This is a genomic window from Brevundimonas sp. UBA4553, from assembly GCF_002387245.1.
Lineage (GTDB): Bacteria > Pseudomonadota > Alphaproteobacteria > Caulobacterales > Caulobacteraceae > Brevundimonas.
Map to the genome: position 1 here is coordinate 1 of NZ_DGLD01000019.1, position 20,452 is coordinate 20,452.

General features: G+C 65.5%; 32 protein-coding genes and 1 pseudogene. 31 read left to right on the forward strand and 2 right to left on the reverse strand.

Features of this window, described 5'->3' with window-relative positions; genetic code table 11:
* Nucleotides 1-129: 129 nt before the first annotated feature.
* The gene (locus tag B4A39_RS12325; protein ID WP_292036843.1) at nucleotides 130-294 is read right to left on the reverse strand and encodes a hypothetical protein; all 165 of its coding nucleotides are present in this window, start codon (nucleotides 292-294) and stop codon (nucleotides 130-132) included.
* Nucleotides 295-447: 153 nt separating this feature from the next.
* Between B4A39_RS12325 and B4A39_RS12330 the strand changes: the two genes are divergently transcribed.
* From B4A39_RS12330 to B4A39_RS12340, 3 genes are all read left to right on the forward strand, one after another.
* On the forward strand, nucleotides 448-1,599 hold the full coding sequence (locus B4A39_RS12330; protein WP_292036844.1) for a GNAT family N-acetyltransferase: 1,152 nt from the start codon (nucleotides 448-450) through the stop codon (nucleotides 1,597-1,599).
* Complete coding sequence (locus B4A39_RS12335) at nucleotides 1,596-2,522, forward strand: cupin-like domain-containing protein (protein ID WP_292036845.1); 927 nt, start codon at nucleotides 1,596-1,598, stop codon at nucleotides 2,520-2,522. Before B4A39_RS12330 ends, B4A39_RS12335 begins: the two co-directional genes overlap by 4 nt.
* Before the next feature lie 105 nt (nucleotides 2,523-2,627).
* Nucleotides 2,628-3,524 carry a GIN domain-containing protein gene (locus B4A39_RS12340; protein WP_292036846.1) on the forward strand — a complete coding sequence of 299 codons (897 nt, stop codon included), beginning with the start codon at nucleotides 2,628-2,630 and terminating at the stop codon, nucleotides 3,522-3,524.
* 158 nt (nucleotides 3,525-3,682) lie between these two features.
* Here B4A39_RS12340 and B4A39_RS12345 read toward each other — a convergent pair whose 3' ends face one another.
* A complete protein-coding gene (locus B4A39_RS12345) occupies nucleotides 3,683-4,432 on the reverse strand; it encodes a porin (RefSeq protein ID WP_292036847.1) in 750 nt (249 codons plus the stop codon).
* A 598-nt stretch (nucleotides 4,433-5,030) separates the two neighbouring features.
* Between B4A39_RS12345 and rpsJ the strand changes: the two genes are divergently transcribed.
* The 28 genes and pseudogenes from rpsJ (at nucleotide 5,031) to B4A39_RS12485 (ending at nucleotide 20,446) form a co-directional block, all read left to right on the forward strand.
* On the forward strand, nucleotides 5,031-5,336 hold the full coding sequence (rpsJ, locus tag B4A39_RS12350; protein WP_105563630.1) for a 30S ribosomal protein S10: 306 nt from the start codon (nucleotides 5,031-5,033) through the stop codon (nucleotides 5,334-5,336).
* A gap of 23 nt (nucleotides 5,337-5,359) precedes the next feature.
* On the forward strand, nucleotides 5,360-6,106 hold the full coding sequence (rplC, locus tag B4A39_RS12355) for a 50S ribosomal protein L3 (protein ID WP_292036848.1): 747 nt from the start codon (nucleotides 5,360-5,362) through the stop codon (nucleotides 6,104-6,106).
* A complete protein-coding gene (gene rplD / locus B4A39_RS12360; RefSeq protein ID WP_105563632.1) occupies nucleotides 6,106-6,744 on the forward strand; it encodes a 50S ribosomal protein L4 in 639 nt (212 codons plus the stop codon). The genes rplC and rplD overlap by 1 nt, the downstream gene beginning before the upstream one ends.
* Complete coding sequence (locus tag B4A39_RS12365; RefSeq protein ID WP_105563633.1) at nucleotides 6,744-7,049, forward strand: 50S ribosomal protein L23; 306 nt, start codon at nucleotides 6,744-6,746, stop codon at nucleotides 7,047-7,049. Before rplD ends, B4A39_RS12365 begins: the two co-directional genes overlap by 1 nt.
* Nucleotides 7,050-7,053: 4 nt before the next feature.
* Nucleotides 7,054-7,890: a 50S ribosomal protein L2 gene (rplB, locus tag B4A39_RS12370; protein WP_292036850.1), complete on the forward strand. Its 837-nt coding sequence runs from the start codon at nucleotides 7,054-7,056 to the stop codon at nucleotides 7,888-7,890.
* A 2-nt stretch (nucleotides 7,891-7,892) separates the two neighbouring features.
* Nucleotides 7,893-8,171 (forward strand): 30S ribosomal protein S19, encoded by a 279-nt coding sequence (gene rpsS, locus B4A39_RS12375; RefSeq protein ID WP_105563635.1) that lies wholly within the window; start codon nucleotides 7,893-7,895, stop codon nucleotides 8,169-8,171.
* A gap of 3 nt (nucleotides 8,172-8,174) precedes the next feature.
* Nucleotides 8,175-8,555 carry a 50S ribosomal protein L22 gene (rplV, locus tag B4A39_RS12380; protein ID WP_105563636.1) on the forward strand — a complete coding sequence of 127 codons (381 nt, stop codon included), beginning with the start codon at nucleotides 8,175-8,177 and terminating at the stop codon, nucleotides 8,553-8,555.
* Nucleotides 8,555-9,298 (forward strand): 30S ribosomal protein S3, encoded by a 744-nt coding sequence (gene rpsC, locus B4A39_RS12385; RefSeq protein WP_292036853.1) that lies wholly within the window; start codon nucleotides 8,555-8,557, stop codon nucleotides 9,296-9,298. Before rplV ends, rpsC begins: the two co-directional genes overlap by 1 nt.
* A gap of 6 nt (nucleotides 9,299-9,304) precedes the next feature.
* Nucleotides 9,305-9,745: a 50S ribosomal protein L16 gene (gene rplP, locus B4A39_RS12390; protein ID WP_105563638.1), complete on the forward strand. Its 441-nt coding sequence runs from the start codon at nucleotides 9,305-9,307 to the stop codon at nucleotides 9,743-9,745.
* Complete coding sequence (gene rpmC / locus B4A39_RS12395; RefSeq protein ID WP_105563639.1) at nucleotides 9,742-9,939, forward strand: 50S ribosomal protein L29; 198 nt, start codon at nucleotides 9,742-9,744, stop codon at nucleotides 9,937-9,939. Before rplP ends, rpmC begins: the two co-directional genes overlap by 4 nt.
* A 10-nt stretch (nucleotides 9,940-9,949) precedes the next feature.
* A complete protein-coding gene (gene rpsQ / locus B4A39_RS12400) occupies nucleotides 9,950-10,192 on the forward strand; it encodes a 30S ribosomal protein S17 (RefSeq protein WP_105563640.1) in 243 nt (80 codons plus the stop codon).
* Between the two features lie 18 nt (nucleotides 10,193-10,210).
* Entirely contained in the window at nucleotides 10,211-10,579 is a 369-nt protein-coding gene (rplN, locus tag B4A39_RS12405) for a 50S ribosomal protein L14 (protein ID WP_021698481.1), read from the forward strand.
* Nucleotide 10,580: 1 nt separating this feature from the next.
* Nucleotides 10,581-10,889: a 50S ribosomal protein L24 gene (gene rplX, locus B4A39_RS12410; RefSeq protein ID WP_292036855.1), complete on the forward strand. Its 309-nt coding sequence runs from the start codon at nucleotides 10,581-10,583 to the stop codon at nucleotides 10,887-10,889.
* On the forward strand, nucleotides 10,889-11,449 hold the full coding sequence (rplE, locus tag B4A39_RS12415; RefSeq protein ID WP_292036856.1) for a 50S ribosomal protein L5: 561 nt from the start codon (nucleotides 10,889-10,891) through the stop codon (nucleotides 11,447-11,449). Before rplX ends, rplE begins: the two co-directional genes overlap by 1 nt.
* A gap of 20 nt (nucleotides 11,450-11,469) precedes the next feature.
* Nucleotides 11,470-11,775 carry a 30S ribosomal protein S14 gene (rpsN, locus tag B4A39_RS12420; RefSeq protein ID WP_105563643.1) on the forward strand — a complete coding sequence of 102 codons (306 nt, stop codon included), beginning with the start codon at nucleotides 11,470-11,472 and terminating at the stop codon, nucleotides 11,773-11,775.
* 15 nt (nucleotides 11,776-11,790) lie between these two features.
* Nucleotides 11,791-12,189: a 30S ribosomal protein S8 gene (gene rpsH / locus B4A39_RS12425; protein ID WP_105563644.1), complete on the forward strand. Its 399-nt coding sequence runs from the start codon at nucleotides 11,791-11,793 to the stop codon at nucleotides 12,187-12,189.
* 1 nt (nucleotide 12,190) lies between these two features.
* Nucleotides 12,191-12,724 (forward strand): 50S ribosomal protein L6, encoded by a 534-nt coding sequence (gene rplF / locus B4A39_RS12430; RefSeq protein ID WP_292036858.1) that lies wholly within the window; start codon nucleotides 12,191-12,193, stop codon nucleotides 12,722-12,724.
* A 3-nt stretch (nucleotides 12,725-12,727) separates the two neighbouring features.
* Complete coding sequence (gene rplR / locus B4A39_RS12435; RefSeq protein ID WP_292036859.1) at nucleotides 12,728-13,084, forward strand: 50S ribosomal protein L18; 357 nt, start codon at nucleotides 12,728-12,730, stop codon at nucleotides 13,082-13,084.
* Nucleotides 13,085-13,097: 13 nt separating this feature from the next.
* Nucleotides 13,098-13,703, forward strand: coding sequence for a 30S ribosomal protein S5 (gene rpsE, locus B4A39_RS12440; RefSeq protein ID WP_292036860.1), 606 nt, complete (start codon nucleotides 13,098-13,100; stop codon nucleotides 13,701-13,703).
* Between the two features lie 5 nt (nucleotides 13,704-13,708).
* Nucleotides 13,709-13,903, forward strand: a complete 195-nt coding sequence (rpmD, locus tag B4A39_RS12445) for a 50S ribosomal protein L30 (RefSeq protein WP_114818609.1) — start codon at nucleotides 13,709-13,711, stop codon at nucleotides 13,901-13,903.
* A gap of 164 nt (nucleotides 13,904-14,067) precedes the next feature.
* A pseudogene (gene rplO, locus B4A39_RS12450) lies at nucleotides 14,068-14,529 on the forward strand (50S ribosomal protein L15); the annotation flags it as partial.
* 279 nt (nucleotides 14,530-14,808) lie between these two features.
* The gene (gene secY / locus B4A39_RS12455) at nucleotides 14,809-16,188 is read left to right on the forward strand and encodes a preprotein translocase subunit SecY (protein WP_292036862.1); all 1,380 of its coding nucleotides are present in this window, start codon (nucleotides 14,809-14,811) and stop codon (nucleotides 16,186-16,188) included.
* A gap of 24 nt (nucleotides 16,189-16,212) precedes the next feature.
* Nucleotides 16,213-16,773 (forward strand): adenylate kinase, encoded by a 561-nt coding sequence (locus tag B4A39_RS12460; protein ID WP_292036863.1) that lies wholly within the window; start codon nucleotides 16,213-16,215, stop codon nucleotides 16,771-16,773.
* 65 nt (nucleotides 16,774-16,838) lie between these two features.
* Nucleotides 16,839-17,567: an energy transducer TonB gene (locus B4A39_RS12465; protein WP_292036864.1), complete on the forward strand. Its 729-nt coding sequence runs from the start codon at nucleotides 16,839-16,841 to the stop codon at nucleotides 17,565-17,567.
* A 99-nt stretch (nucleotides 17,568-17,666) separates the two neighbouring features.
* Nucleotides 17,667-18,449, forward strand: coding sequence for a hypothetical protein (locus tag B4A39_RS12470; protein WP_292036865.1), 783 nt, complete (start codon nucleotides 17,667-17,669; stop codon nucleotides 18,447-18,449).
* Nucleotides 18,450-18,558: 109 nt separating this feature from the next.
* Nucleotides 18,559-18,927: a 30S ribosomal protein S13 gene (rpsM, locus tag B4A39_RS12475; protein ID WP_114816471.1), complete on the forward strand. Its 369-nt coding sequence runs from the start codon at nucleotides 18,559-18,561 to the stop codon at nucleotides 18,925-18,927.
* Nucleotides 18,928-18,941: 14 nt separating this feature from the next.
* The gene (gene rpsK, locus B4A39_RS12480) at nucleotides 18,942-19,331 is read left to right on the forward strand and encodes a 30S ribosomal protein S11 (protein WP_292036867.1); all 390 of its coding nucleotides are present in this window, start codon (nucleotides 18,942-18,944) and stop codon (nucleotides 19,329-19,331) included.
* A gap of 95 nt (nucleotides 19,332-19,426) precedes the next feature.
* Nucleotides 19,427-20,446 (forward strand): DNA-directed RNA polymerase subunit alpha, encoded by a 1,020-nt coding sequence (locus tag B4A39_RS12485; RefSeq protein ID WP_292036868.1) that lies wholly within the window; start codon nucleotides 19,427-19,429, stop codon nucleotides 20,444-20,446.
* Nucleotides 20,447-20,452: the final 6 nt, after the last annotated feature.

The window sequence follows — 20,452 nt, forward strand, 5'->3', positions numbered from 1 at the left end:
GATCGTCGAGTAATCGATGGATCCGGGTCTTCGGACCCGAGCAGTAGGCGTACCGGCGGCTCCTCGGAGCGGTCGGAGTACCGAGTAACAGAGCGGCCCCCCGGAGCGATCCGGGGGGCCGTTTCTGCGTCAGCCGTTCGGCTCGCCCGTCGCGGGATCGGTCTCGGTCTCGCCGGAGTTGCTGGAGCCCTCGGCGCCGTCGGGTTCGGTGGCCGGGCGCGGCGGCTGGCCGGGGCGATCCGGCTTCTGGTTTTCGTTCTCGATTTCGCGACTGTCGGGGCGAGGGTCGGACATGGCGTGCTCCTTGTGAGGCAGGACAACGCGTGGCGGGGGAAGGTCGCTCCCCACATCCTGTTCACCAACCCTCTAAACCGTGTTGAAACGGCCATGGGCTAGAGCGGGACAGCGGAATGGAAATTGGTAACCGTTTCGCGCAAAGGGAAAGCCATGTCCGGCGCGCTATCGGTAGAGATCCGCAACATCGACAGCCTGACGGCTGACGAATGCGCCCAGTGGAACGCCTGGAGCGCGGCGGACCCTGACCTGGCCAGCCCCTATTTCCGCGTGGAGTTCGCCCGGATCGCCGGGCGGATCAGTCCCGGCTCCGCGCTGGCGGTGTTCAAACGCGATGGCGAGACCGTCGGCTACTTTCCGTTCCAGCGCCGCGGCGGGGCGGTCCAGCCGATCGGCGCGCCGATGAACGACTATCACGGCGTGATCGGACCAAAGGGCGCCGTGCCGAGCCTGGCGGAGGTCGCCCGGCTGTTGGGCGGCACGCGGTTCAGCGTCAATGGGTGGGTGGGTCCCGCCTCGGGCGGCGTCAGGGGCGAGAGCTTTCGCACGGCCATCTGCGAGGTCGGCGCCTATGAGGCCTGGTACGCCGAACGGCGCAAGGCGTTCAGCAAATACTTCAAGGACAAGGAGCGGGCGCGACGCAGCATGGCGAGCGAGTTCGGCCCGGTCGAGGTCGAGATCGGGGTGCGGGACGGCGCCCTGCTGGACGAACTGATCGCCCTGAAACGGGAGCAGTACCGGCGCACCGCGCGGCACGACGTCTTCGCCTGCGGCTGGACCCGCGACCTGCTCCACGCCCTGATGGCGGCGGAGCATGAGGATTTCGGCGCCTCCATCGCTGTGCTGAGAGCCGGCGGACGGATCGCAGCCCTGGAATATTCGCTGCACGCCGGACGGCGGTTCCACTTCTGGTTTCCGGCCTATGTGCCGGCGCTGGCGCGGTGCTCACCGGGCATCATGCTGAGCATGGAGACCATTCGACTGGGCTATGATCTGGGTTATCGCGACTTCGACTACGGCTTCGGCGGCGAGGCCTACAAACGCTACTTCTGCGACCGGGTGCAGCCCGTGACCGAGGCGGTCATCCTGAGGCCGGGCCTGCCGAGCGCGCTGGGCGACCTGACGGCGTCGGTGCTGGGGCTGGCGGGGCCGGTCCGGGCCGAGCGGCTGCGCAACAGCCTGCGCCGTCGCTGGAACGTGATCGAGGCCTGTGAGACCAATGGGGCGGACCGGTTCAAGGGCGCGGCCCTGGCCGCCCGAGTGGCGGTCGCCAAGGCGATCGGCCGACCCGCGAGGGCATCATGAAGACGAGGACCATCATGACTGAACGCGGCACCCGCTATCCGGGCCCGATCGCCGAGGCGGCCGTTCATCCGCATAGCCTGATCGATCAGGGCTTCGCCGAGGACGCCGCCCTGGCGGGCGTTCTGGACCGGTATCCGGCGGAGCTGTTCGACATCAACCTGTACGACTACGACGACGAGGGGCAGGTCTCGCTGCGCACCGGCGCACGGGGGCGGCTGGACGGCGGGCAACTGCTGGAGGCGATCCAGCAGGGGCGGCTGTGGGTCAATCTGCGCGGCGTCGAGACCGGCTGGCCGGAACTGTGGGCCGCCGCCATGGCCGAGTATCGCAAGATCCAGGCGACCTATCCCGGACTGAAGGCCGTCACCAACGCCGGCCAGTTGATACTGTCCTCGCCCAAGGCGCGCGTGCCCTATCATTTCGACGCGGCTGGCGTGGTGCTGTTCCACCTGCGGGGGCGCAAGCGGATCTTCGTCTATCCGGGCGACGAGGCGCATCTGCCCGAGCGCAACATGGAGCAGGTCGTGGCCCGGCAGACGACCGAGGAACTGCCCTATACGCGCGCGTTCGAGGCCGATGCGCGGATCATGGACCTGGAACCCGGCCAGGCCCTGACCTGGCCGCTGTATGCACCGCATCGGGTCGAGAACCTGGACCGGTTCTGCGTCTCGCTGTCCATGGACTTCCAGACCTGGCCGTCGCGTTTCCGCAACGGCGCCCTCTACACCAACGCCGTGATGCGCAGCCGGGGCGGCGCGCCGCGGTTCACCGATCAGATGGGGCAGGGCGAACTGGCGACGCGTTGGGCGGCGTCCCTGGCGCTGCGGCGGATGGGGGCGCTGAAAAGCCGGATCGCGAACTTCGAACGCGACTTCGAGCCCGAGGTGGGGGCGACCGACGGGGCCGGCGCCCTGGGCCGCTGAGGGCCAAGTCCCCCATTTCTTACAACGACTTCATGACCTCGATTTAAAATGACTTGAGGCCGGCCCCAGCCCATTTTCAGCTCACATCTGGAGAGGGACACCGCCATGAAGATCGCCGTCTACGCCGCCGCTTCCGCCGCCGTTCTGGCCGCATTCGCCGCCGCCCAGCCCGCCGCGGCGCAGGACGCCGAAATCCGCAACGCCGTGGCGCGGGTGATCGTCATTCCCGAGGACCGCGCCGACATCGCCGTCGAGATCACGCCGGGATCGGCCGACCTGCCGCAACTGACGGTCGAGCGTCGCGGCGACAAGGTTCGCATCGACGGCGGTCTGGGCCGTCGCCGCAGCATGCTGCAGTTCAACAACGACAGCATCCGCAACTGCAACAGCGGGTCGGCCGACGCCCGTCAGCCGGGCGAGGGCGCCACCGTCGAGCTGGCCGGCAAGGGCCGCATCCGTCTGGAGGACGCGCCGCTGGTCGTGCTGCGCACGCCGCGGGACGTGGACGTCAGCGCGGGCAGCGGGGTCTACGGCTCGATCGGCCGCGGCGCGCGCTCGGTGGACCTCGGGGCCGGCGGATGCGGGGCCTGGACCGTCGCGAACGTGGACGGGCGTCTGGAAATCGGCGTGGGCGGCTCGGGCACGGTCCGCGCCGGGACGTCGCGATCGCTGGAGGCGTCGGTCGGCGGTTCGGGCTCGATCCTGGCCGGCGCGACGGGCGATCTGGAAGCCAATATCGGCGGCTCGGGCAACATCGTGGTGGCGGGCGTGAACGGACCGGCGGAGGTGTCGATCGGCGGATCCGGCGACGTGACGATCCGCGGCGGTCGCGCGACGACCATGGAGGTGGCGGTGGCCGGCTCGGGCAACGTCCGCTTCGAAGGATCGGCCAACAGCCTGGAGGCGTCCATCGCCGGGTCGGGCGACGTGCGCGTGGCTGAAGTGACCGGGCCGGTGTCGCGCTCGATCGTGGGTTCGGGCGAGGTGCGCATCGGACGCTGATCCGACGCATCCAGCCCAGAGAGAAGGCCCGGGAGCGTGGAACCCCCCGGGCCTTTTTCACGTCTGCCGGCCCGCTGCGCGACAGCCAGCAAAAAGCCCCGGCGGACAGGTCCGCCGGGGCTTCGCGTTTCGACCGTGAGGCCGAAGGTCTGAAAGGCTTAGAAGCCAGCCAGGCCCGGCAGGCCAGCAAGGGTGCGACCCAGGTTGGCGCCGGCGCGGTCCAGCGACTGCAGGGTGCCGCCGAAGTTGTAGCGAGCGCCGATCATGAAGACGTCAGCGTCGACGTCGACGTTGGCGAAGTCGGTCGACACGCGCTGGTACGAGCCGTTGACGCTGAACGGGCTGTTGGCGAACTGATACTCGGCGCCGGCGCCGTAGGCCCAGACGTCAGCTTCGCCGAGGTCGGCGTCGACGTTGGTGTACGAGACGCCAGCGTTCAGGCGGAACGACGGGTTGACGTAGTAGGCGGCGTCGCCGCCGAAGGTCCAGGCGTCAGCGCCGTCCAGGTCGGTGTAGGACACCAGGCCGGTCAGGGTCGCCGAGGCGAGGTACTTCTGCACTTCAGCGCCGACCGAGAAGGTCTCGTCGCCGCCCAGGTCCGAAACGCCGACGAAGCCGCCGACGCGCAGGTCCGAACCGAAGGTCTTGCTCAGGTGAGCAGCGGCGGCGGCCGTGGTGTCGTCGCCGAGGTCGCTGTCAGCGTAGTTGACGGCGCCGTTGACGGTCACGGTCCATTCCGGAGCGACCTGGAAGGCGCCGACGCCGTCCAGCTGGGCGCCGTCGGTCTTGAGGCCTTCGATGTCGGTGTGGACGTAGCCGATGCCGGCCGAGCCGACGGCGTCTTGAGCGAAGGCGGGAGCGGCGATCAGGGTCGCGGCGGCGACCGAGGCGAGGAAGACGGTTTTCATTATGATTATCCTTTTTGTCGTGCCGCCGGATTCGCATCACGGCGGGACTGGGCAGATAGGCCCCGCTTCGACGCTTTGCTGTAACGAACTTGTCATCTTTCAGCGGTTTAGGGCTGATGTTGCCGATGTGTGACGCATTGCGGCATGTTTGCGTCACTGGGCGGTGCGGGATTGAGGCCGACCCTTAACAGGGCGGTCATGTGGCCAAGCTTTCGCCCCAGGCGTTAAGGCGGCGGGTGTGGAAAGCGGGCATGGGCGCCATTATAAGGAGCGCTCGATCCGGCGACGGGCCGCAGGAGGCGACGAGTCTCAAACCCTTGCTGCGCGGCGGTTTCGGCGCTTGACGAAAAAGGAATCGAAGGGCATAAGCCCCCTTCTTGTTGGACCGGCTGTGCACTTTCGGGTGCAGACGCGGTTCGCAGGGACGACCTAAGTTACTGTTCTTTGCAGCATTCTTGGGACTTCAATGGCCTTCGCGGGGTTCTGCGTGGGCCAATCGTTTTTGCGGATTTGCGTTCCTTGGGGCTCTGCCCGAGGCTTCGGTCTTTGAAATGGTTCACAGGGACGCGGTTCCGACCGCTTGGGAATAACAACCGATATGGATCAAAGCATCCGCATCAGGCTCAAGGCCTTCGATCATCGCGTCCTCGACTTTTCGACGCGCGAGATCGTCAACACCGCTAAGCGCACCGGGGCGACCGTTCGTGGTCCGATCCCGCTGCCGACCCTGATCGAAAAGTTCACCGTGAACCGCTCGCCGCACGTCGATAAGAAGTCGCGTGAGCAGTTTGAAATCCGCACGCACAAACGCGTGCTCGACATCATCGACCCCACCCCGCAGACCGTGGACGCGCTCATGAAGCTCGACCTGTCCGCTGGCGTGGACGTCGAGATCAAGATTTAAGAAAGAAAGAGGCGGGATCCGACATGCGTACGGGCGTGATCGCCAAGAAACTGGGTATGACGCGCGTCTTCGCTGAAGACGGCGCGCACATCCCGGTCACGGTTCTGCAGCTTGATGGCTGTCAGGTCGTGGGTCAGCGCACTCAAGAGCGGGACGGCTACGTCGCCCTGCAACTGGGCGCCGGAACCAAGAAGGCAAAAAACACCAACAAGGCTCAGCGCGAAGTTTTCGCCAAGGCCGAGGTTGAACCTAAGCACTATGTGACCGAGTTTCGCGTTGACGCGGAAGGTCTGCTGGACGTGGGCGCCGAGCTGTCGGCCGATCACTTCCTGGCCGGCCAGAAGGTCGACATCCAGGGCGAGACCATCGGTAAGGGCTTCGCCGGCGCCATGAAGCGCTGGAACTTCGGCGGTCTGCGCGCCACGCACGGCGTTTCGCTGTCGCACCGCTCGCACGGTTCGACTGGCCAACGCCAGGATCCGGGCAAGACCTTCAAGGGCAAGAAGATGGCCGGCCACTATGGTCAGGAAGTCGTCACCCAGCAGAACCTGACCGTCGTCCGCGTGGACGCCGAGCGTGGCCTGATCCTGATCAAGGGCGCTGTCCCGGGTCACGACGGCAGCTACGTCAAGGTTCGCGACGCCGTTAAGAAGGCTCGTCCGGCTGACGCTCCCTTCCCGGGCGCCGTCAAGTCGACGAAGGCTGCTCAACCCGCCTCGACCCCGGCTGAAGCGCCGGCCGTTGAAGCGACCGAAGGCGGTGAAGCGTAATGAAACTCTCTGTCATCAAGCTCGACGGCAAGGCTGCCGGCGACGTGGAACTGTCGGAAGCCGTCTTCGGCATCTCGGACATCCGCGGCGACCTGCTGGCCCGTTACGTCAACTGGCAGCTGGCCAAGCGCCGCGCCGGCACGCACAAGGTTCAAACCCGCAACGAGAACTCTCGTACGGGTAAGAAGATGTACAAGCAAAAGGGCACCGGCGGCGCTCGTCACGGTTCGCGCCGTGCACCGCAGTTCGTCGGCGGTTCGCGCGCCTTCGGTCCGGTCGTTCGCGACCACGGCTACTCGCTGCCGAAGAAGGTCCGCGCCCTGGCTCTGCGTCACGCGCTCAGCTCGAAGGTCAAGGCCGGCGATCTGATCGTGGTCGACAGCGTTTCGGTCAAGGAAGCCAAGACGGCCTCGCTGCGCGAGACCTTCGGCAAGCTTGGCTGGACCAAGGCCCTGATCATCGCGGGTCCGGAAGTCGAAACCAACTTCGGCCTGGCCGCTCGCAACATCCCGCACATCGACGTGCTGCCGAACGCCGGCCTGAACGTCTATGACATCCTGCGGGCCGACAAACTGGTGCTGACCAAGGCCGCCGTTGAGGCGATCGAGGCGCGCTTCGCTGAGAAGGAAGCCGCATAATGGCCGCCGCTCAACCCACCGCCAAGCACTACGACACCATCCTGGCTCCGATCATCACGGAAAAAGCCACGATCCTGTCGGAGCAGAACAAGGTCGTCTTCCGCGTCGCCGGCACGGCGACCAAGGACGAGATCGCCGCGGCGGTCGAAAGCCTGTTCAAAGTCAACGTCCTCAAGGTCAACACCCTGGTTCAAAAGGGCAAGACCAAGCGCTTCCGGGGCATCCTGGGCCGTCGCGTGGACATCAAAAAAGCAATCGTGACGCTGGCCGATGGTCAGTCGATCGACGTGACGACGGGGCTCTAATCAGATGGCTCTGAAGCATTACAATCCGACGTCGCCGGGCCGCCGCGCCCTGGTGCTGGTCGACCGGTCCGAGCTCCACAAGGGCCGTCCCGAGAAGTCGCTGACCGAAGGCCTGACGAAGTCCGGCGGTCGTGGCGCAGGTGGTCGTATCGCTGTCCGCTTCCGCGGCGGCGGCGCGAAGACCCTGTACCGCAAGATCGACTTCAAGCGTCGCAAGTTCGACGCCATCGGTACGGTCGAGCGTCTGGAATACGACCCGAACCGCACGGCCTTCATCGCCCTGGTCACCTATGCCGACGGCGAGAAGACCTACATCATCGCGCCGCAACGCCTGAAGGCCGGCGACACGGTGATCGCGGGTGAAAAGACCGACGTGAAGCCGGGCAACGCCATGCCGCTTCGTTCGATGCCGGTGGGTACGATCATCCACAACATCGAAATGAAGCCGGGCAAGGGCGCCCAGCTGGCCCGCTCGGCCGGCGCCTACGCCCAGCTGGTCGGCCGCGATCAGGGCTACGCCCAGATCCGTCTCGGCTCGGGCGAGCTGCGCATGGTCCTGGACTCGTGCATGGCCACCGTCGGCGCTGTGTCCAACCCGGACCACATGAACCAGAACCTCGGCAAGGCCGGTCGCGTTCGTCACATGGGCTTCCGTCCGCACGTTCGCGGCGTCGCCATGAACCCGATCGACCACCCGCATGGTGGTGGTGAAGGCCGGACCTCTGGTGGTCGTACCCCGGTTACGCCGTGGGGCAAGGACACCAAGGGCACCCGCACCCGCAAGAACAAGGCTACGGACAAGTTCATCATCCGTACCCGCCACGTGAAGAAGGCTCGCTAAGAATGGCCCGCTCCTCCTGGAAAGGCCCGTTTGTCGACGGGTATCTGCTCAAGAAGGCCGACGCCGTTCAAACGTCGGGCCGCAAGGATGTGATCAAGACCTGGTCGCGTCGTTCCACCATCCTGCCGCAGTTTGTCGGCCTGACCTTCGGCGTCCACAACGGCCAAAAGCACGTGCCGGTGATGGTCAACGAAGACATGGTCGGCATGAAGTTTGGCGAGTTCGCCCCGACCCGGTCGTTCCCGGGTCACGCGGCGGACAAGAAGGCCAAAAGGAAGTAACTGATGGCCAAGTCCAACAACCCCCGCCGCGTCGGCGCCACCGAGGCTCGCGCCAAGCTGGTCAACGTTCGCATCAGCCCTCAAAAGCTGAACCTGGTCGCCGCTTCGATCCGCGGTCTGCCGGTTCAGAAGGCGCTGAACGAGCTTGAGTTCAGCCGCAAGCGCATCGCCACCGACGTTCGCAAGGTCCTGTACTCGGCCGTTTCCAACGCCGAGAACAACCACAACCTCGACATCGACAACCTGGTCGTCGCCGAGGCCTTCGTGGGCAAGAACCTGGTGATGAAGCGCTTCGCGAGCCGCGCTCGTGGTCGCTCGTCGCGCATCCTGAAACCGTTCAGCGAGATCACGATCGTGGTCCGTGAAGCCGGCGAGGCCGCCTGATGGGTCAGAAAATCAATCCGGTCGGGCTGCGGCTCGGCATCACCCGTACGTGGGACAGCCGCTGGTTCGCCGGCGGCGCCGACTACGCCCGCCTGCTGCACCAGGACCTGAAGCTGCGCACGTGGCTGAAGGAACGTCTGGCCGCCGCCGGCGTCTCGCGCATCATCATCGAGCGTCCGCACAAGAAGTGCCGCGTGACGATCTACGCCGCCCGTCCGGGCGTCGTGATCGGCAAGAAGGGCGCCGACATCGAGAAGCTCCGCAAGGACATCTCGGCTCGCACCGAAGGCGAAGTTCACCTGAACATCGTCGAAGTCCGCAAGCCGGAAGTCGATGCTCAGCTGATCGCTGAAAACATCGCGCAGCAACTGGAGCGTCGGATCGCCTTCCGTCGCGCCATGAAGCGTTCGATGCAGTCGGCCATGCGTCTGGGCGCCAAGGGTGTCCGGATCAACGTCTCGGGCCGTCTGGGCGGTGCTGAAATCGCTCGTATGGAGTGGTATCGCGAAGGTCGCGTGCCGCTGCACACCCTGCGCGCCGACATCGACTATGGCTTCTACGAAGCCAAGACGACCTACGGCATCATTGGCGTGAAGGTCTGGGTCTTCAAGGGTGAAGTGCTCGAGCACGATCCCATGGCCCAGGACAAGCGCTGGGCCCTGGAAGCCTCGGGTCCGTCGTCCAACGAAGGCCGTGGCGGCCCCCGCGGTGATCGCGGTCCGCGCCGCGGTCGTGAGGGCTGATAGGCCATGTTGCAACCGAAAAAGACCAAGTATCGCAAGGCCTTCAAGGGCCGCATCCATGGCTCGGCCAAGGGTGGTTTCTCGCTGAACTTCGGCTCCTACGGCCTGAAGACGGTGGAACCCGAGCGCATCACCGCGCGCCAGATCGAAGCGGCTCGCCGCGCGATCACGCGTCAGATGAAGCGTCAGGGCCGCGTCTGGATCCGGGTCTTCCCGGATCTGCCCGTCACGGGCAAGCCGGCTGAAGTCCGGATGGGTAAGGGCAAGGGCGCCGTGGACCATTGGGCCGCGCGTTGCCACCCGGGCCGCATCCTGTTCGAAATCGACGGCGTGCCGGACGACGTGGCTCGTGAAGCGCTGCGCCTCGGCGCCGCCAAGCTGCCGGTCCGCACCAAGGTGGTCACCCGCCTGGACGCCGGCATTGCTCACCTTGAGGAAGCGGCATGACCAAGATCGCCGATCTCCGGGGCCAAACCCCCGACCAACTGGCCGACGAGCTGCTGAAGCTCAAGAAGGAACAGTTCAACCTGCGCTTCCAGGCCGCCACCGGTCAGATGGAAAAGACTCACCGCGTTGGTGAAGTCCGCAAAGACATCGCTCGCATCTCCACGCTTCTGCGTGAGAAGCGCGCAGCGGTTTAAGGAAACACCTATGCCCAAACGTATTCTTGAAGGCGTGGTCGTGTCCGACAAGGGCGACAAGACGGTCGTCGTGAAGGTCGAGCGCACTCTGCTGCACCCGGTCCTGAAAAAGATCGTCCGTCTGTCCAAGAAGTATCACGCTCACGATGAGGGCAACGCCCTCAAAGTCGGCGACGTCGCACGCATCGTCGAGTGCGCCCCCAAGTCCAAGCTGAAGCGTTGGGAAGTCGTTTCCCCCGCCTCGGCTTCCTAAAGAAAAGGATCGGATCCTATGATCCAGATGCAAACTAACCTGGAGGTCGCCGATAACTCGGGCGCCCGCCGGGTCATGTGCATCAAGGTGTTGGGCGGCTCCAAGCGCCGCTACGCCTCGGTGGGCGACACCATTGTCGCCTCGGTGAAGGAAGCTATTCCTCGCGGCCGCGTGAAGAAGGGCGACGTCGTTCGCGCCATCGTCGTGCGCACCGCCAAGGACATCCAGCGCAAGGACGGCTCGGTCATTCGTTTTGACAAGTCGGCCGCCGTCATCGTCAACAAGCAAAACGAGCCGGTCGGCACGCGGATCTTTGGCCCGGTTCCTCGCGAACTGCGCGCCAAGAACCACATGAAGATCATCTCGCTGGCTCCGGAGGTCCTGTAACATGGCCGCCAAGATCAAGAAGGGCGACAACGTCGTCGTCCTGGCCGGCAAGGACAAGGGCCGCACCGGCCAGGTGCTCCGCGTTCTCCCGACCGAAAACCGCGTCGTCGTGCAAGGCGTCAACATGGTTCAGCGCCACACGCGCCCGACCCAGGCTGACCCGCAAGGCGGCATCAAGCACAAGGAAGCCTCGCTTCACCTGTCGAACGTCGCGATCGCCGACGCCAACGGCAAGGCGACCCGCGTCGGCTTCAAGGTCGAAGGCGACGCCAAGGTTCGCTTCGCCAAGACCACGGGAGACGTCATCTAATGGCTGACACCAAGTACACGCCGCGTCTCAAGACCGAATATCAGGACCGCATCCGCGCCGTCCTGAAGGAACAGTTCGGTTACACCAACGAGATGCAAGTGCCCAAGCTGGACAAGATCGTCCTGAACATGGGTATCGGTGAAGCTGTCGCCGACTCCAAGAAGGCCAACGCGGCCCTCAAGGATCTGACGGCCATCGCCGGCCAGAAGGCCGTCGCCACCAAGGCTCGCAACTCCATCGCCGGCTTCAAGCTGCGTGAAGGCATGGTCATCGGCGGCAAGGTCACGCTGCGCGGCGCCCAGATGTACGAGTTCCTGGACCGGTTCATCACGATCGCGCTGCCGCGCGTGAAGGATTTCCGTGGCCTGAAAGGCACCTCGTTCGACGGTCGCGGCAACTACGCCACGGGTCTGAAGGAGCACATCGTGTTCCCGGAGATCAACTACGACCAGATCGACCAGATGTGGGGCATGGACATTGTCGTCTGCACCACGGCCAAGACCGATGCGGAAGCCAAGGCTCTCCTCACCGAGTTCAATTTCCCGTTCGTGAAGAACTGAGCGGGAAGGGATAGAGAACAATGGCTAAGAAAAGCGCCGTAAACCGTAACGAAGCCGTCAAGGCCCTGGTTGCGAAGTATGCCGCGAAGCGGGCCGCCCTCAAGGCGACCGCCAACGACGAGAGCCTGCCGCTGGAGGAGCGCTTCGACGCGCGCCTGAAGCTGGCCGAGCTGCCGCGCAACTCCGCGCCGTCGCGCATTCGCAACCGCTGCGAAGTGACCGGCCGTCCGCGGGCCTTCTACCGGAAGCTCAAGATGAGCCGTATCGCCATGCGCGAACTCGGCAATCTGGGGCAAATCCCCGGCCTGACGAAGTCGAGCTGGTAAGGGGAGCGAACAGACATGATGATCAACGATCCCCTGAGCGACATGATCGCTCGCATCAAGAACGCGGCGACTCGCAAGCGTTCCAAGGTGCTGACCCCGGCTTCCCGTCTGCGCCAGCGCGTCCTCGACGTGCTGCAGGACGAAGGCTACATCCGCGGCTATTCGCTGGTTCAAAACCCCGGCGAGTTCCCGCAGTTCGAGATCGAGCTGAAGTACTTCGACGGCCAGCCGGTGATCGCTGAGATCGCCCGCGTGTCGAAGCCCGGCCGTCGCGTCTATTCGGCCATCGGCGATCTGAAGCCGATCAAGAACGGCCTCGGCATCTCGATCCTCTCGACTTCGAAGGGCGTCATGTCCGACGCCAACGCCCGCGACGCTAACGTCGGCGGCGAAGTCCTCTGCAGGGTCTACTGATATGTCCCGTATTGGCAAGAAAACCATCGCTGTGCCGAAGGGCGTGACTGTCACGCTCGACGGCCAAACCGTCTCGGTCAAGGGTCCCAAGGGCGAACGCTCCTGGACCGTGGCCGAAGAAATCGAAGTCACCCAGGGCGAAGAGGGGCTGTCGCTGGCTCTTCGCACCGACACCCAGCGCGGTCGCGCGATGTGGGGTCTGTCGCGCACCCTGGTCGACAACATGGTCACCGGCGTGACCGAAGGCTTCGAGAAGACCCTGGAACTGGTCGGCGTGGGTTACCGCGCCGCCCTGAAGGGCCAGGCTCTGTCGCTGCAACTCGGCTTCTCGCATGAAGTCGACATCGCGCCGCCGGCCGGCATCACCTTCGTCGTGCCGAAGCAGACCGAGATCAAGATCTCGGGCAACGACAAGCAGGTCGTCGGTGAAATCGCCGCCGTCATTCGCAAGCTGCGTCCGCCGGAACCCTACAAGGGCAAGGGCGTGCGCTATCAGGGCGAAACCGTCCGGCGCAAGGAAGGCAAGAAGAAGTAAGTCATGGCTCTTTCTCTGCAACAACAAGCCAAGCGCCGCGCCGAACGCAACCGTCGTCGCCTCAAGTCGGTGGCCAACGGCCGTCTGCGTCTGTCGGTCTTCCGTTCGGACAAGAACATCTCGGCCCAGATCATCGACGACGCCCAGGGCGTCACGGTGGTCGCCGCCTCGTCGCTGGAAGGCGGCAAGGGTTCCAAGGGTTCGGACGTCGCCGCTGCAGCTGCCATCGGCAAGCTGATCGCCGAGCGCGCCAAGGAGAAGGGCGTCTCCGACGTCGTCTTCGACCGCGGTGGCTACATCTATCACGGCCGCGTCAAGGCGCTGGCGGAGGCCGCGCGTGAAGCCGGCCTGAACTTCTAAGGGATCGAGAAGCATGGCTCGTGAACCCCAACGCGGACAAGGTGGTCAGAACCGCGACCGCCGCGACCGTAACGCTCCCGTTGTCGACGGTCCGGACTCGGACATCGTCGAGAAGCTGGTGCACATCAACCGCGTCGCCGCCACCGTTAAGGGCGGCCGTCGTTTCTCGTTCGCAGCCCTGATGGTTGTGGGCGACGGCAAGGGCCGGGTCGGCTTCGGTCATGGCAAGGCGCGTGAAGTGCCGGAAGCCATCCGCAAGGCGACTGAAGAAGCCAAGAAGACCATGATCCGCGTTCCTCTTCGTGAGAACCGCACCCTGCACCACGACGGCAACGGCCGTTGGGGCGCCGGCAAGATCATGATGCGCGCTGCCCCTCCCGGCACCGGCGTCATCGCTGGCGGTCCGATGCGTGCGGTCCTCGAAACCCTCGGCGTCCAGGACGTCGTCGGCAAGTCGACCGGTTCGTCGAACCCCTACAACATGATCCGCGCGACCTTCGAAGCTCTGAAGGTTCAATCGTCGCCGCGTCAGGTTGCTGCAAAGCGTGGCAAGAAGGTCGCTGACCTGATGGGCCGCCGCAACGACGGCGCCTCGGCGCCTGAAGCAGTCGAGGGCTGATAGACATGGCCAAGAACGAAAAAGCCACCGTCACGGTTCGCCAGACGGCCAGCCCGATCCGCCGCAAGGCTGATCAGCGCGCCACTCTGTCGGGCCTGGGTCTGAACCGCATCGGCCGCGAGTCGACGCTGGAAGACACCCCCTCGGTCCGTGGGATGATCGCCAAGGTCGCCCACATGGTCGAAGTGGTCGAAAAGTAAGACGACACGCCCTCTCCCGATCCGGGGGAGGGCGTTTCTCTTTGAAGAAGCATCTTGCGATGCTGCGACGGGCCGCCTAGAAGCGGCCTTCAATTTTTCCAACGCCGAGTCAGGCCTGATCGTTCGTGATCGACCTGGCGCTAGCACCCGAAAGGATCAGGCACATGAAACTGAACGAAATTCGCGACAACGAAGGCGCCCACAAGAAGCGTATGCGCGTCGGCCGCGGCCCGGGTTCGGGCAAGGGCAAGACCGCCGGTCGCGGCGTCAAGGGTCAGAAGTCGCGTTCGGGCGTCGCCATCGGCGGCTTCGAAGGCGGTCAAATGCCGCTGTACATGCGTATGCCGAAGCGCGGCTTCAACAACGCCAACGCTCTGAAGCTGGCCGAAGTGAACCTGTGGCGCGTGCAGGAAGCCATCGACGCCGGCAAGCTAGACGCCAAGGCTGAGATCAACGGCGCCGCCCTGGTGGCCGCCGGCGTGATCCGCCGCGTCAAGGACGGCGTGCGCGTGCTGGGCGAAGGCGAACTGAAGGCCAAGCTGAACCTGGTCGTGTGGTCGGCCTCGGCCGGCGCCGTCAAGGCCATCGAAGCCGCCGGCGGCTCGGTCGAGCAACAGCGCATCGCCGCTGAAGCCAAGGCCGCTGCTCGTGTCGAGAAGCGCAACGCCGCCAAGGGCAAGGCTCCGGCCGCCAAGGCTCCGCTGGGCGACGCCAACAAGGTTTCGGCTCGCGCCAAGCGCGCCGCGGCCAAGGCCTAAATCGATATCGTCATCCCGTGCGAGCGTTGCTGATGCGGCGTTCGCCGGGATTGTCCGCACCGGGATGACGAAATTCATGAAAGCGGCCCTCGCAAGACGGCCGCTTTCCGCCTATCTGACGACGGGCATAGTCGTGGGGACCGCCTAATGGCTTCGGCCGCTGAACAACTCGCCGCCAATATGAACATGGGCTCGTTCGCGAAAGCGACCGAGCTGCACAAACGCCTGCTGTTCACGCTGGGCGCGCTGCTGGTCTATCGGATCGGCACCTATGTTCCGATTCCGGGCATCAATTCCGAGGCCTTCCTGGCCTTCTTCCAGAACCCTGATGGCCAGCGCGGCATCCTGGACATGTTCAACATGTTCTCGGGCGGCGCGGTCGAGCGTATGGCCGTCTTCGCGTTGAACGTGATGCCGTACATCTCGGCCTCGATCATCGTGCAACTGATGGGCGCGGTTTACCCGCCCTGGGAGAAGCTGAAGAAGGAAGGCGGCGAAAGCGGCCGCAAGCAGCTGAACCAGTACACCCGCTATCTGACGGTGTTCCTGGCCCTGGCGCAGTCCTTCGGCATCGCGGCGGGCCTCAACGCCCAGGCCGGTCTGATCGACAGCCCCGGGATCTTCTTCATGATTTCGACGGTCACGACCCTGACCGGCGGCACCATGTTCCTGATGTGGCTGGGCGAGCAGGTGACGGCGCGCGGGGTCGGCAACGGCATCTCGCTGATCATCTTCGCGGGCATCGTGGCGGTTCTGCCGTCGACCGTGGCGCGTCTGCTGGGTCTGGCCCAGCAGGGTCAGATGTCGGTCTTCACCCTGCTGTTCATCGCCATCATGGCGGTCGCCGTGATCGTCTTCATCGTCTTCATGGAGCGCGCCCAGCGTCGCCTTCTGATCCAGTATCCGAAGCGCCAGGAAGGCAACCGCATGACGGGGGGCGAACGTTCGTTCCTGCCGCTGAAGGTCAACACCGCCGGCGTCATCCCGGCGATCTTCGCCTCGTCGCTGCTGATGCTGCCGACGACGGTGGCCACCTTCACCGCCCAGGCCAATCTGCCGGAGTGGATGAGCTGGCTGCCGATGGTGACGGCGCAGCTGACCCACGGCCAGCCGCTGTTCATGATCCTGTACGCGGTGCTGATCGTCTTCTTCTGCTTCTTCTACACCTCGATCACGTTCAACCCCGAGGATACGGCCGAGAACCTGCGCAAGTACGGCGGCTTCCTGCCGGGGATCCGTCCGGGCAAGCGCACGGCCGAGTATCTGGACTATGTGCTGACCCGCCTGACGGTCATCGGCGCGGCCTACATCACTGCGGTCTGCCTGCTGCCGGAGTTCCTGGTCAGCAGCCTCGGCAACAGCCTCTACTTTGGCGGAACGTCTATCTTGATCGTCGTCTCGGTTACGATGGACACTGTCGCCCAGATCCAGTCCCAACTGCTGGCGCACCAGTACGAAGGTCTGATCAAGAAGGCCAAGCTGCGTGGTCGCGGCGGTCGGGGCGGCGCCGCCCCCGCCCGGCGCTAAAGCTCGGGTAGGGGAGCCCGTACGATGAACCTGATCCTGTTCGGGCCGCCCGCGGCCGGCAAGGGTACGCAGGCCAAGCGTCTGGTCGAGGAGCGGGGCATGATCCAGCTCTCGACCGGCGACATGCTGCGCGCGGCGATCGCCTCTGGCTCGGACCTCGGCCTCAAGGTCAAGGACGTGCTGGCGCGCGGCGACCTCGTCACCGACGAGATCGTCATCGCCCTGATCGAGGATCGCTTGCCGGAGGCCGAGGCCGCCGGCGGCGCCATCTTCGACGGTTTTCCGCGTAACGTGGCCCAGGCCGAAGCCCTGGACGCCATGCTGGCCAAGCGCGGCGCCCAGATCGATCGCGTCGTCCGCCTGAAGGTCGACGACGCCGCCCTGACCGACCGGATCGCCAAGCGCTTCGCCGAGCAGGGACGGCCGGACGACAATCCGGAAACCTTCAAGGACCGCCTTGGGGTCTACAACGCCCAGACGGCGCCGCTGCTTCCCTATTATGAAGCCCAGGGCAAGCTGACGGAGATCGACGGCATGGGCGATATCGCCGCCGTCGCCACGGCGATCGACGCGGCCCTGGCCTGAACCGGCCCTGATCTGAAGCGGCGTTCGGGCGTTAGAGTTCGGACGACCGCATTCAGGAGACGCCCTTGACCGATGGACTGACGACGCGCCGCAACGCGCTGGCGCGTTTGGGCGTCGCCGGTCTGGTCGGCGTGGTCCACATCGGGCTTTTCATATTGCTGGGCCAGGTGCGGACCGATCAGGCCTACAGCCCGTCACCGACGCCGATCATCATCGACCTGGTGCGGCCGGAACCCGCGCCGCCACCGCCGCCTCCTCCGCCACCCTTGCGGACGCCGTCCGCAGCAGCCGGCGGCGGCGCGCCGTCCGCCCCCTCGGTCGTGCGCCCGGCCCGACCTCGTACCCAGCAACCGCCCGTCGAGATCACAGCGCCGCCCAGCCCGGCGCCTGTGCAGCCCCTTGTGATCGGCGCGGCTCCGACGCCGTCCGCCACGACGGGCGCCGGTCAGGGCGGACAGGGCGCGGGCGTCGGCGGCGGGATCGGAACCGGGGCAGGGCGCGGGGCCGGCGAAGGCCGCTTCCGCCTGCTGCGCGGACCCACGATGGAGGAGTTGCGTCGACTGCACCCCCCGGCGGCCTTCCGCCAGAGGTTGGGCGGGCGCGCTACCCTGTCCTGCCGCATTCGCCTCGATACGCGGCTGGAGGATTGCCGCGTCGTTGATGAGAGTCCGCCTGGCATGGGCTTTGGCCGGGCGGCGCTCGAGGCGTCGGGCTACTTCCGGTTTCAACCGCCGACGCGCGACGGCGTGGCAGTGGAGGGCCAGGAGGTTCCCGTCGTCGTGCTCTGGCCGTGACCTGTTGCGGGCGACGGCGCCTTGCACCGTTGTCAAAGTGGCGCATTATGCTCGGATTTCGACGTTATCCTTGAGTAGCCGGAGGACGAGCCGTTGCATATGGCGATGCAGGCAGGGGCGGTGCGGCATGGGGCGACGTCGGCAGGGACGGACCGCCGACGTCGCCTGGCCCTGACGTCGGCTGTCGCCCTCGCGCACGCGGCCATGATCGCGGCTCTGGTGATCGCCCGGCCGGATTTTCCGCCGGACTCCGTGATGCCCCCGGTGTTCGACGTGCTGATGATGCGGGCTCCGCCCCCAGGCGACGGAGTTGAAGAAGACAGGGCGGGGGGCGGCGCGCCGGCGGCGGCGTCACGAGTTCATCCTGTGCCGGCTCCTCCGCCCGATCCCGTGGAACTGATCGCGCCGCCAATCCCGACGCCGGTTCCCGAGCTGGCGATAGGGCCGGCGATCGTGCCGAGTGTTGCGCCGGCATCGGGGCACGGCGGCGAGGGAAGCGGCAGGGGGCAGGGGACGGGCGCCGGCGACGGTCCGGGATCGGGTTCAGGGCGAGGGGCGGGGCCGGTGCTGATCAGCGGTCCGCGTGGCGCGGTCATGACGGCCAATGTCTCCGGCGCATCGCTGGCGGGTCTTCCGGGGCCCTACGCCGTGCTTCAATGCTATATCAGGGTCGGTCGTGATCGACTGGAGGACTGTCGCGTCAAGCACGAACATCCTGCCGGTTCAGGCGTCGGCGCAGCGGCCCTCAGGAAGTCCGAGGAGTTTCGCTACAGAGCGCCGACGCGCGTCGGTCGCTCACGCGACCGCTATCGCCAGACCATTGCGGTCGGCTTCCCCGCGTCGCCGACCGACCCGGCGGGCGTCGCGGGCGGGTGGCATTGACGCCCGCAGAATCCCCTGTATAAGGGCCGCTTCCGCGAAGGGCGCACACGCTCCTGGTCTGTTGACCGGAGCGGTTTCCGCGTCTGTTTAAGCGTATCTGGAGATTCTCGTGGCCCGTATCGCTGGCGTCAACATTCCGACCAACAAGCGCGTCGAAATCGCGCTTCAGTACATCCATGGCATCGGCGCGCACGCGGCCAAGGAAATCACCGCGAAGGTCGGCATCGAGCCGGCGCGTCGCGTGAACCAACTGACCGATGCAGAAGTCCTGCAGATCCGTGAAACGATCGACAAGGACCACACCGTCGAAGGCGACCTGCGTCGCGAAACCTCGATGAACATCAAGCGTCTGATGGACCTGGCCTGCTACCGCGGCCTGCGTCACCGCAAGGGCCTGCCGGTCCGCGGCCAGCGCACGCACACCAACGCCCGTACCCGCAAGGGTCCGGCCAAGCCGATCGCCGGCAAGAAGAAGTAAGAGAGGGCTGATCGATGGCCAAGGAACCGGGTCGCGTAAAGAAGCGCGAGCGCAAGAACATCACGTCGGGCGTCGCTCACGTGAACGCCTCTTTCAACAACACCATGATCACGATCACGGACGCCCAGGGGAACGCGATTTCCTGGTCTTCGGCCGGTCACATGGGCTTCAAGGGTTCGCGTAAGTCGACCCCGTACGCCGCTCAGATGGCGGGTGAAGACGCGGGCAAGAAGGCTCAGGAACACGGCGTCAAGACGCTGGAAGTCAACGTCTCGGGTCCGGGTTCCGGCCGTGAGTCGGCGCTTCGCGCCCTGCAGTCCATCGGCCTGACGATCACGACCATCCGCGACGTCACCCCGATGCCGCACAATGGTTGCCGTCCGCCCAAGCGTCGCCGCGTCTAATCGCGACTGCGTTAACAGGCACCCCCAATCTCCGTCGGCTCCACCATGGCCTCGTCGACAAGGCCGGAGCCGACGAAATCCGTTCGAGGGACTCTATGATCGAAAGAAACTGGCAAGAGCTGATCCGTCCCGAGAAGCCGCAAGTCGAGGGCGGCTCCGACCCGCTGCGCAAGGCGCGTCTGGTCGCTGAGCCCCTCGAGCGTGGTTTCGGTGTGACGCTCGGCAACGCGCTTCGTCGCGTTCTGCTGTCGTCGCTGCAAGGCGCGGCCGTCACGGCCATCCAGATCGACGGCGTTGTTCACGAATTCTCGTCGCTGGAAGGCGTGCGCGAGGACGTGGTCGATATCGTCCTGAACATCAAGCAACTGGCGCTGCGCATGCACGCCGAAGGCCCCAAGCGCATGACCCTGCGCGCCACGGGCCCCGGCGTCGTCACGGCTGGCCAGATCGAGGCTCCGGCCGACATCGAGGTTCTGAACCCCGAGCACGTCATCTGCACGCTGGACGACGGCGCGTCGGTCCGCATGGAACTGACCGTCCAGAACGGCAAGGGCTATGTCGCCGCCGAACTGAACCGTCCGGAAGATGCGCCCATCGGCCTGATTTCGGTTGATGCCCTGTATTCGCCGGTCAAGCGCGTCGCCTATCGCGTCGAGCCGACCCGTCAGGGTCAGTCGATGGATTACGACAAGCTGATCCTGGAAGTGGAAACCAACGGCGCGGTTTCGCCGGTTGACGCGGTGGCCTACGCCGCCCGCATCCTGCAAGACCAGCTGCAGATCTTCATCACCTTCGACGAGCCGACCAAGGCTGTTGAGGCCACGGACGGCAAGCCCGACCTGCCCTTCAACCCGGCCCTGCTCAAGAAGGTCGACGAACTGGAGCTGTCGGTCCGCTCGGCGAACTGCCTGAAGAACGACAACATCGTCTACATTGGCGACCTGATCCAGAAGACCGAGGGCGAAATGCTTCGCACCCCGAACTTCGGCCGCAAGTCGCTGAACGAGATCAAGGAAGTTCTCGCGACGATGGGCCTGTCGCTCGGCATGGACGTGCCGAACTGGCCGCCCGAAAACATCGAAGATCTGGCCAAGAAGTTCGACGACCAGATCTGATCATCA

Bases quoted from the DNA above. Each gene is read 5' to 3' on its own strand.
- B4A39_RS12325 (WP_292036843.1), bottom strand. From the start codon at position 294: ATGTCCGACCCTCGCCCCGACAGTCGCGAAATCGAGAACGAAAACCAG.
- B4A39_RS12330 (WP_292036844.1), top strand. From the start codon at position 448: ATGTCCGGCGCGCTATCGGTAGAGATCCGCAACATCGACAGCCTGACG.
- B4A39_RS12335 (WP_292036845.1), top strand. From the start codon at position 1,596: ATGAAGACGAGGACCATCATGACTGAACGCGGCACCCGCTATCCGGGC.
- B4A39_RS12340 (WP_292036846.1), top strand. From the start codon at position 2,628: ATGAAGATCGCCGTCTACGCCGCCGCTTCCGCCGCCGTTCTGGCCGCA.
- B4A39_RS12345 (WP_292036847.1), bottom strand. From the start codon at position 4,432: ATGAAAACCGTCTTCCTCGCCTCGGTCGCCGCCGCGACCCTGATCGCC.
- rpsJ (WP_105563630.1), top strand. From the start codon at position 5,031: ATGGATCAAAGCATCCGCATCAGGCTCAAGGCCTTCGATCATCGCGTC.
- rplC (WP_292036848.1), top strand. From the start codon at position 5,360: ATGCGTACGGGCGTGATCGCCAAGAAACTGGGTATGACGCGCGTCTTC.
- rplD (WP_105563632.1), top strand. From the start codon at position 6,106: ATGAAACTCTCTGTCATCAAGCTCGACGGCAAGGCTGCCGGCGACGTG.
- B4A39_RS12365 (WP_105563633.1), top strand. From the start codon at position 6,744: ATGGCCGCCGCTCAACCCACCGCCAAGCACTACGACACCATCCTGGCT.
- rplB (WP_292036850.1), top strand. From the start codon at position 7,054: ATGGCTCTGAAGCATTACAATCCGACGTCGCCGGGCCGCCGCGCCCTG.
- rpsS (WP_105563635.1), top strand. From the start codon at position 7,893: ATGGCCCGCTCCTCCTGGAAAGGCCCGTTTGTCGACGGGTATCTGCTC.
- rplV (WP_105563636.1), top strand. From the start codon at position 8,175: ATGGCCAAGTCCAACAACCCCCGCCGCGTCGGCGCCACCGAGGCTCGC.
- rpsC (WP_292036853.1), top strand. From the start codon at position 8,555: ATGGGTCAGAAAATCAATCCGGTCGGGCTGCGGCTCGGCATCACCCGT.
- rplP (WP_105563638.1), top strand. From the start codon at position 9,305: ATGTTGCAACCGAAAAAGACCAAGTATCGCAAGGCCTTCAAGGGCCGC.
- rpmC (WP_105563639.1), top strand. From the start codon at position 9,742: ATGACCAAGATCGCCGATCTCCGGGGCCAAACCCCCGACCAACTGGCC.
- rpsQ (WP_105563640.1), top strand. From the start codon at position 9,950: ATGCCCAAACGTATTCTTGAAGGCGTGGTCGTGTCCGACAAGGGCGAC.
- rplN (WP_021698481.1), top strand. From the start codon at position 10,211: ATGATCCAGATGCAAACTAACCTGGAGGTCGCCGATAACTCGGGCGCC.
- rplX (WP_292036855.1), top strand. From the start codon at position 10,581: ATGGCCGCCAAGATCAAGAAGGGCGACAACGTCGTCGTCCTGGCCGGC.
- rplE (WP_292036856.1), top strand. From the start codon at position 10,889: ATGGCTGACACCAAGTACACGCCGCGTCTCAAGACCGAATATCAGGAC.
- rpsN (WP_105563643.1), top strand. From the start codon at position 11,470: ATGGCTAAGAAAAGCGCCGTAAACCGTAACGAAGCCGTCAAGGCCCTG.
- rpsH (WP_105563644.1), top strand. From the start codon at position 11,791: ATGATGATCAACGATCCCCTGAGCGACATGATCGCTCGCATCAAGAAC.
- rplF (WP_292036858.1), top strand. From the start codon at position 12,191: ATGTCCCGTATTGGCAAGAAAACCATCGCTGTGCCGAAGGGCGTGACT.
- rplR (WP_292036859.1), top strand. From the start codon at position 12,728: ATGGCTCTTTCTCTGCAACAACAAGCCAAGCGCCGCGCCGAACGCAAC.
- rpsE (WP_292036860.1), top strand. From the start codon at position 13,098: ATGGCTCGTGAACCCCAACGCGGACAAGGTGGTCAGAACCGCGACCGC.
- rpmD (WP_114818609.1), top strand. From the start codon at position 13,709: ATGGCCAAGAACGAAAAAGCCACCGTCACGGTTCGCCAGACGGCCAGC.
- secY (WP_292036862.1), top strand. From the start codon at position 14,809: ATGGCTTCGGCCGCTGAACAACTCGCCGCCAATATGAACATGGGCTCG.
- B4A39_RS12460 (WP_292036863.1), top strand. From the start codon at position 16,213: ATGAACCTGATCCTGTTCGGGCCGCCCGCGGCCGGCAAGGGTACGCAG.
- B4A39_RS12470 (WP_292036865.1), top strand. From the start codon at position 17,667: ATGGCGATGCAGGCAGGGGCGGTGCGGCATGGGGCGACGTCGGCAGGG.
- rpsK (WP_292036867.1), top strand. From the start codon at position 18,942: ATGGCCAAGGAACCGGGTCGCGTAAAGAAGCGCGAGCGCAAGAACATC.
- B4A39_RS12485 (WP_292036868.1), top strand. From the start codon at position 19,427: ATGATCGAAAGAAACTGGCAAGAGCTGATCCGTCCCGAGAAGCCGCAA.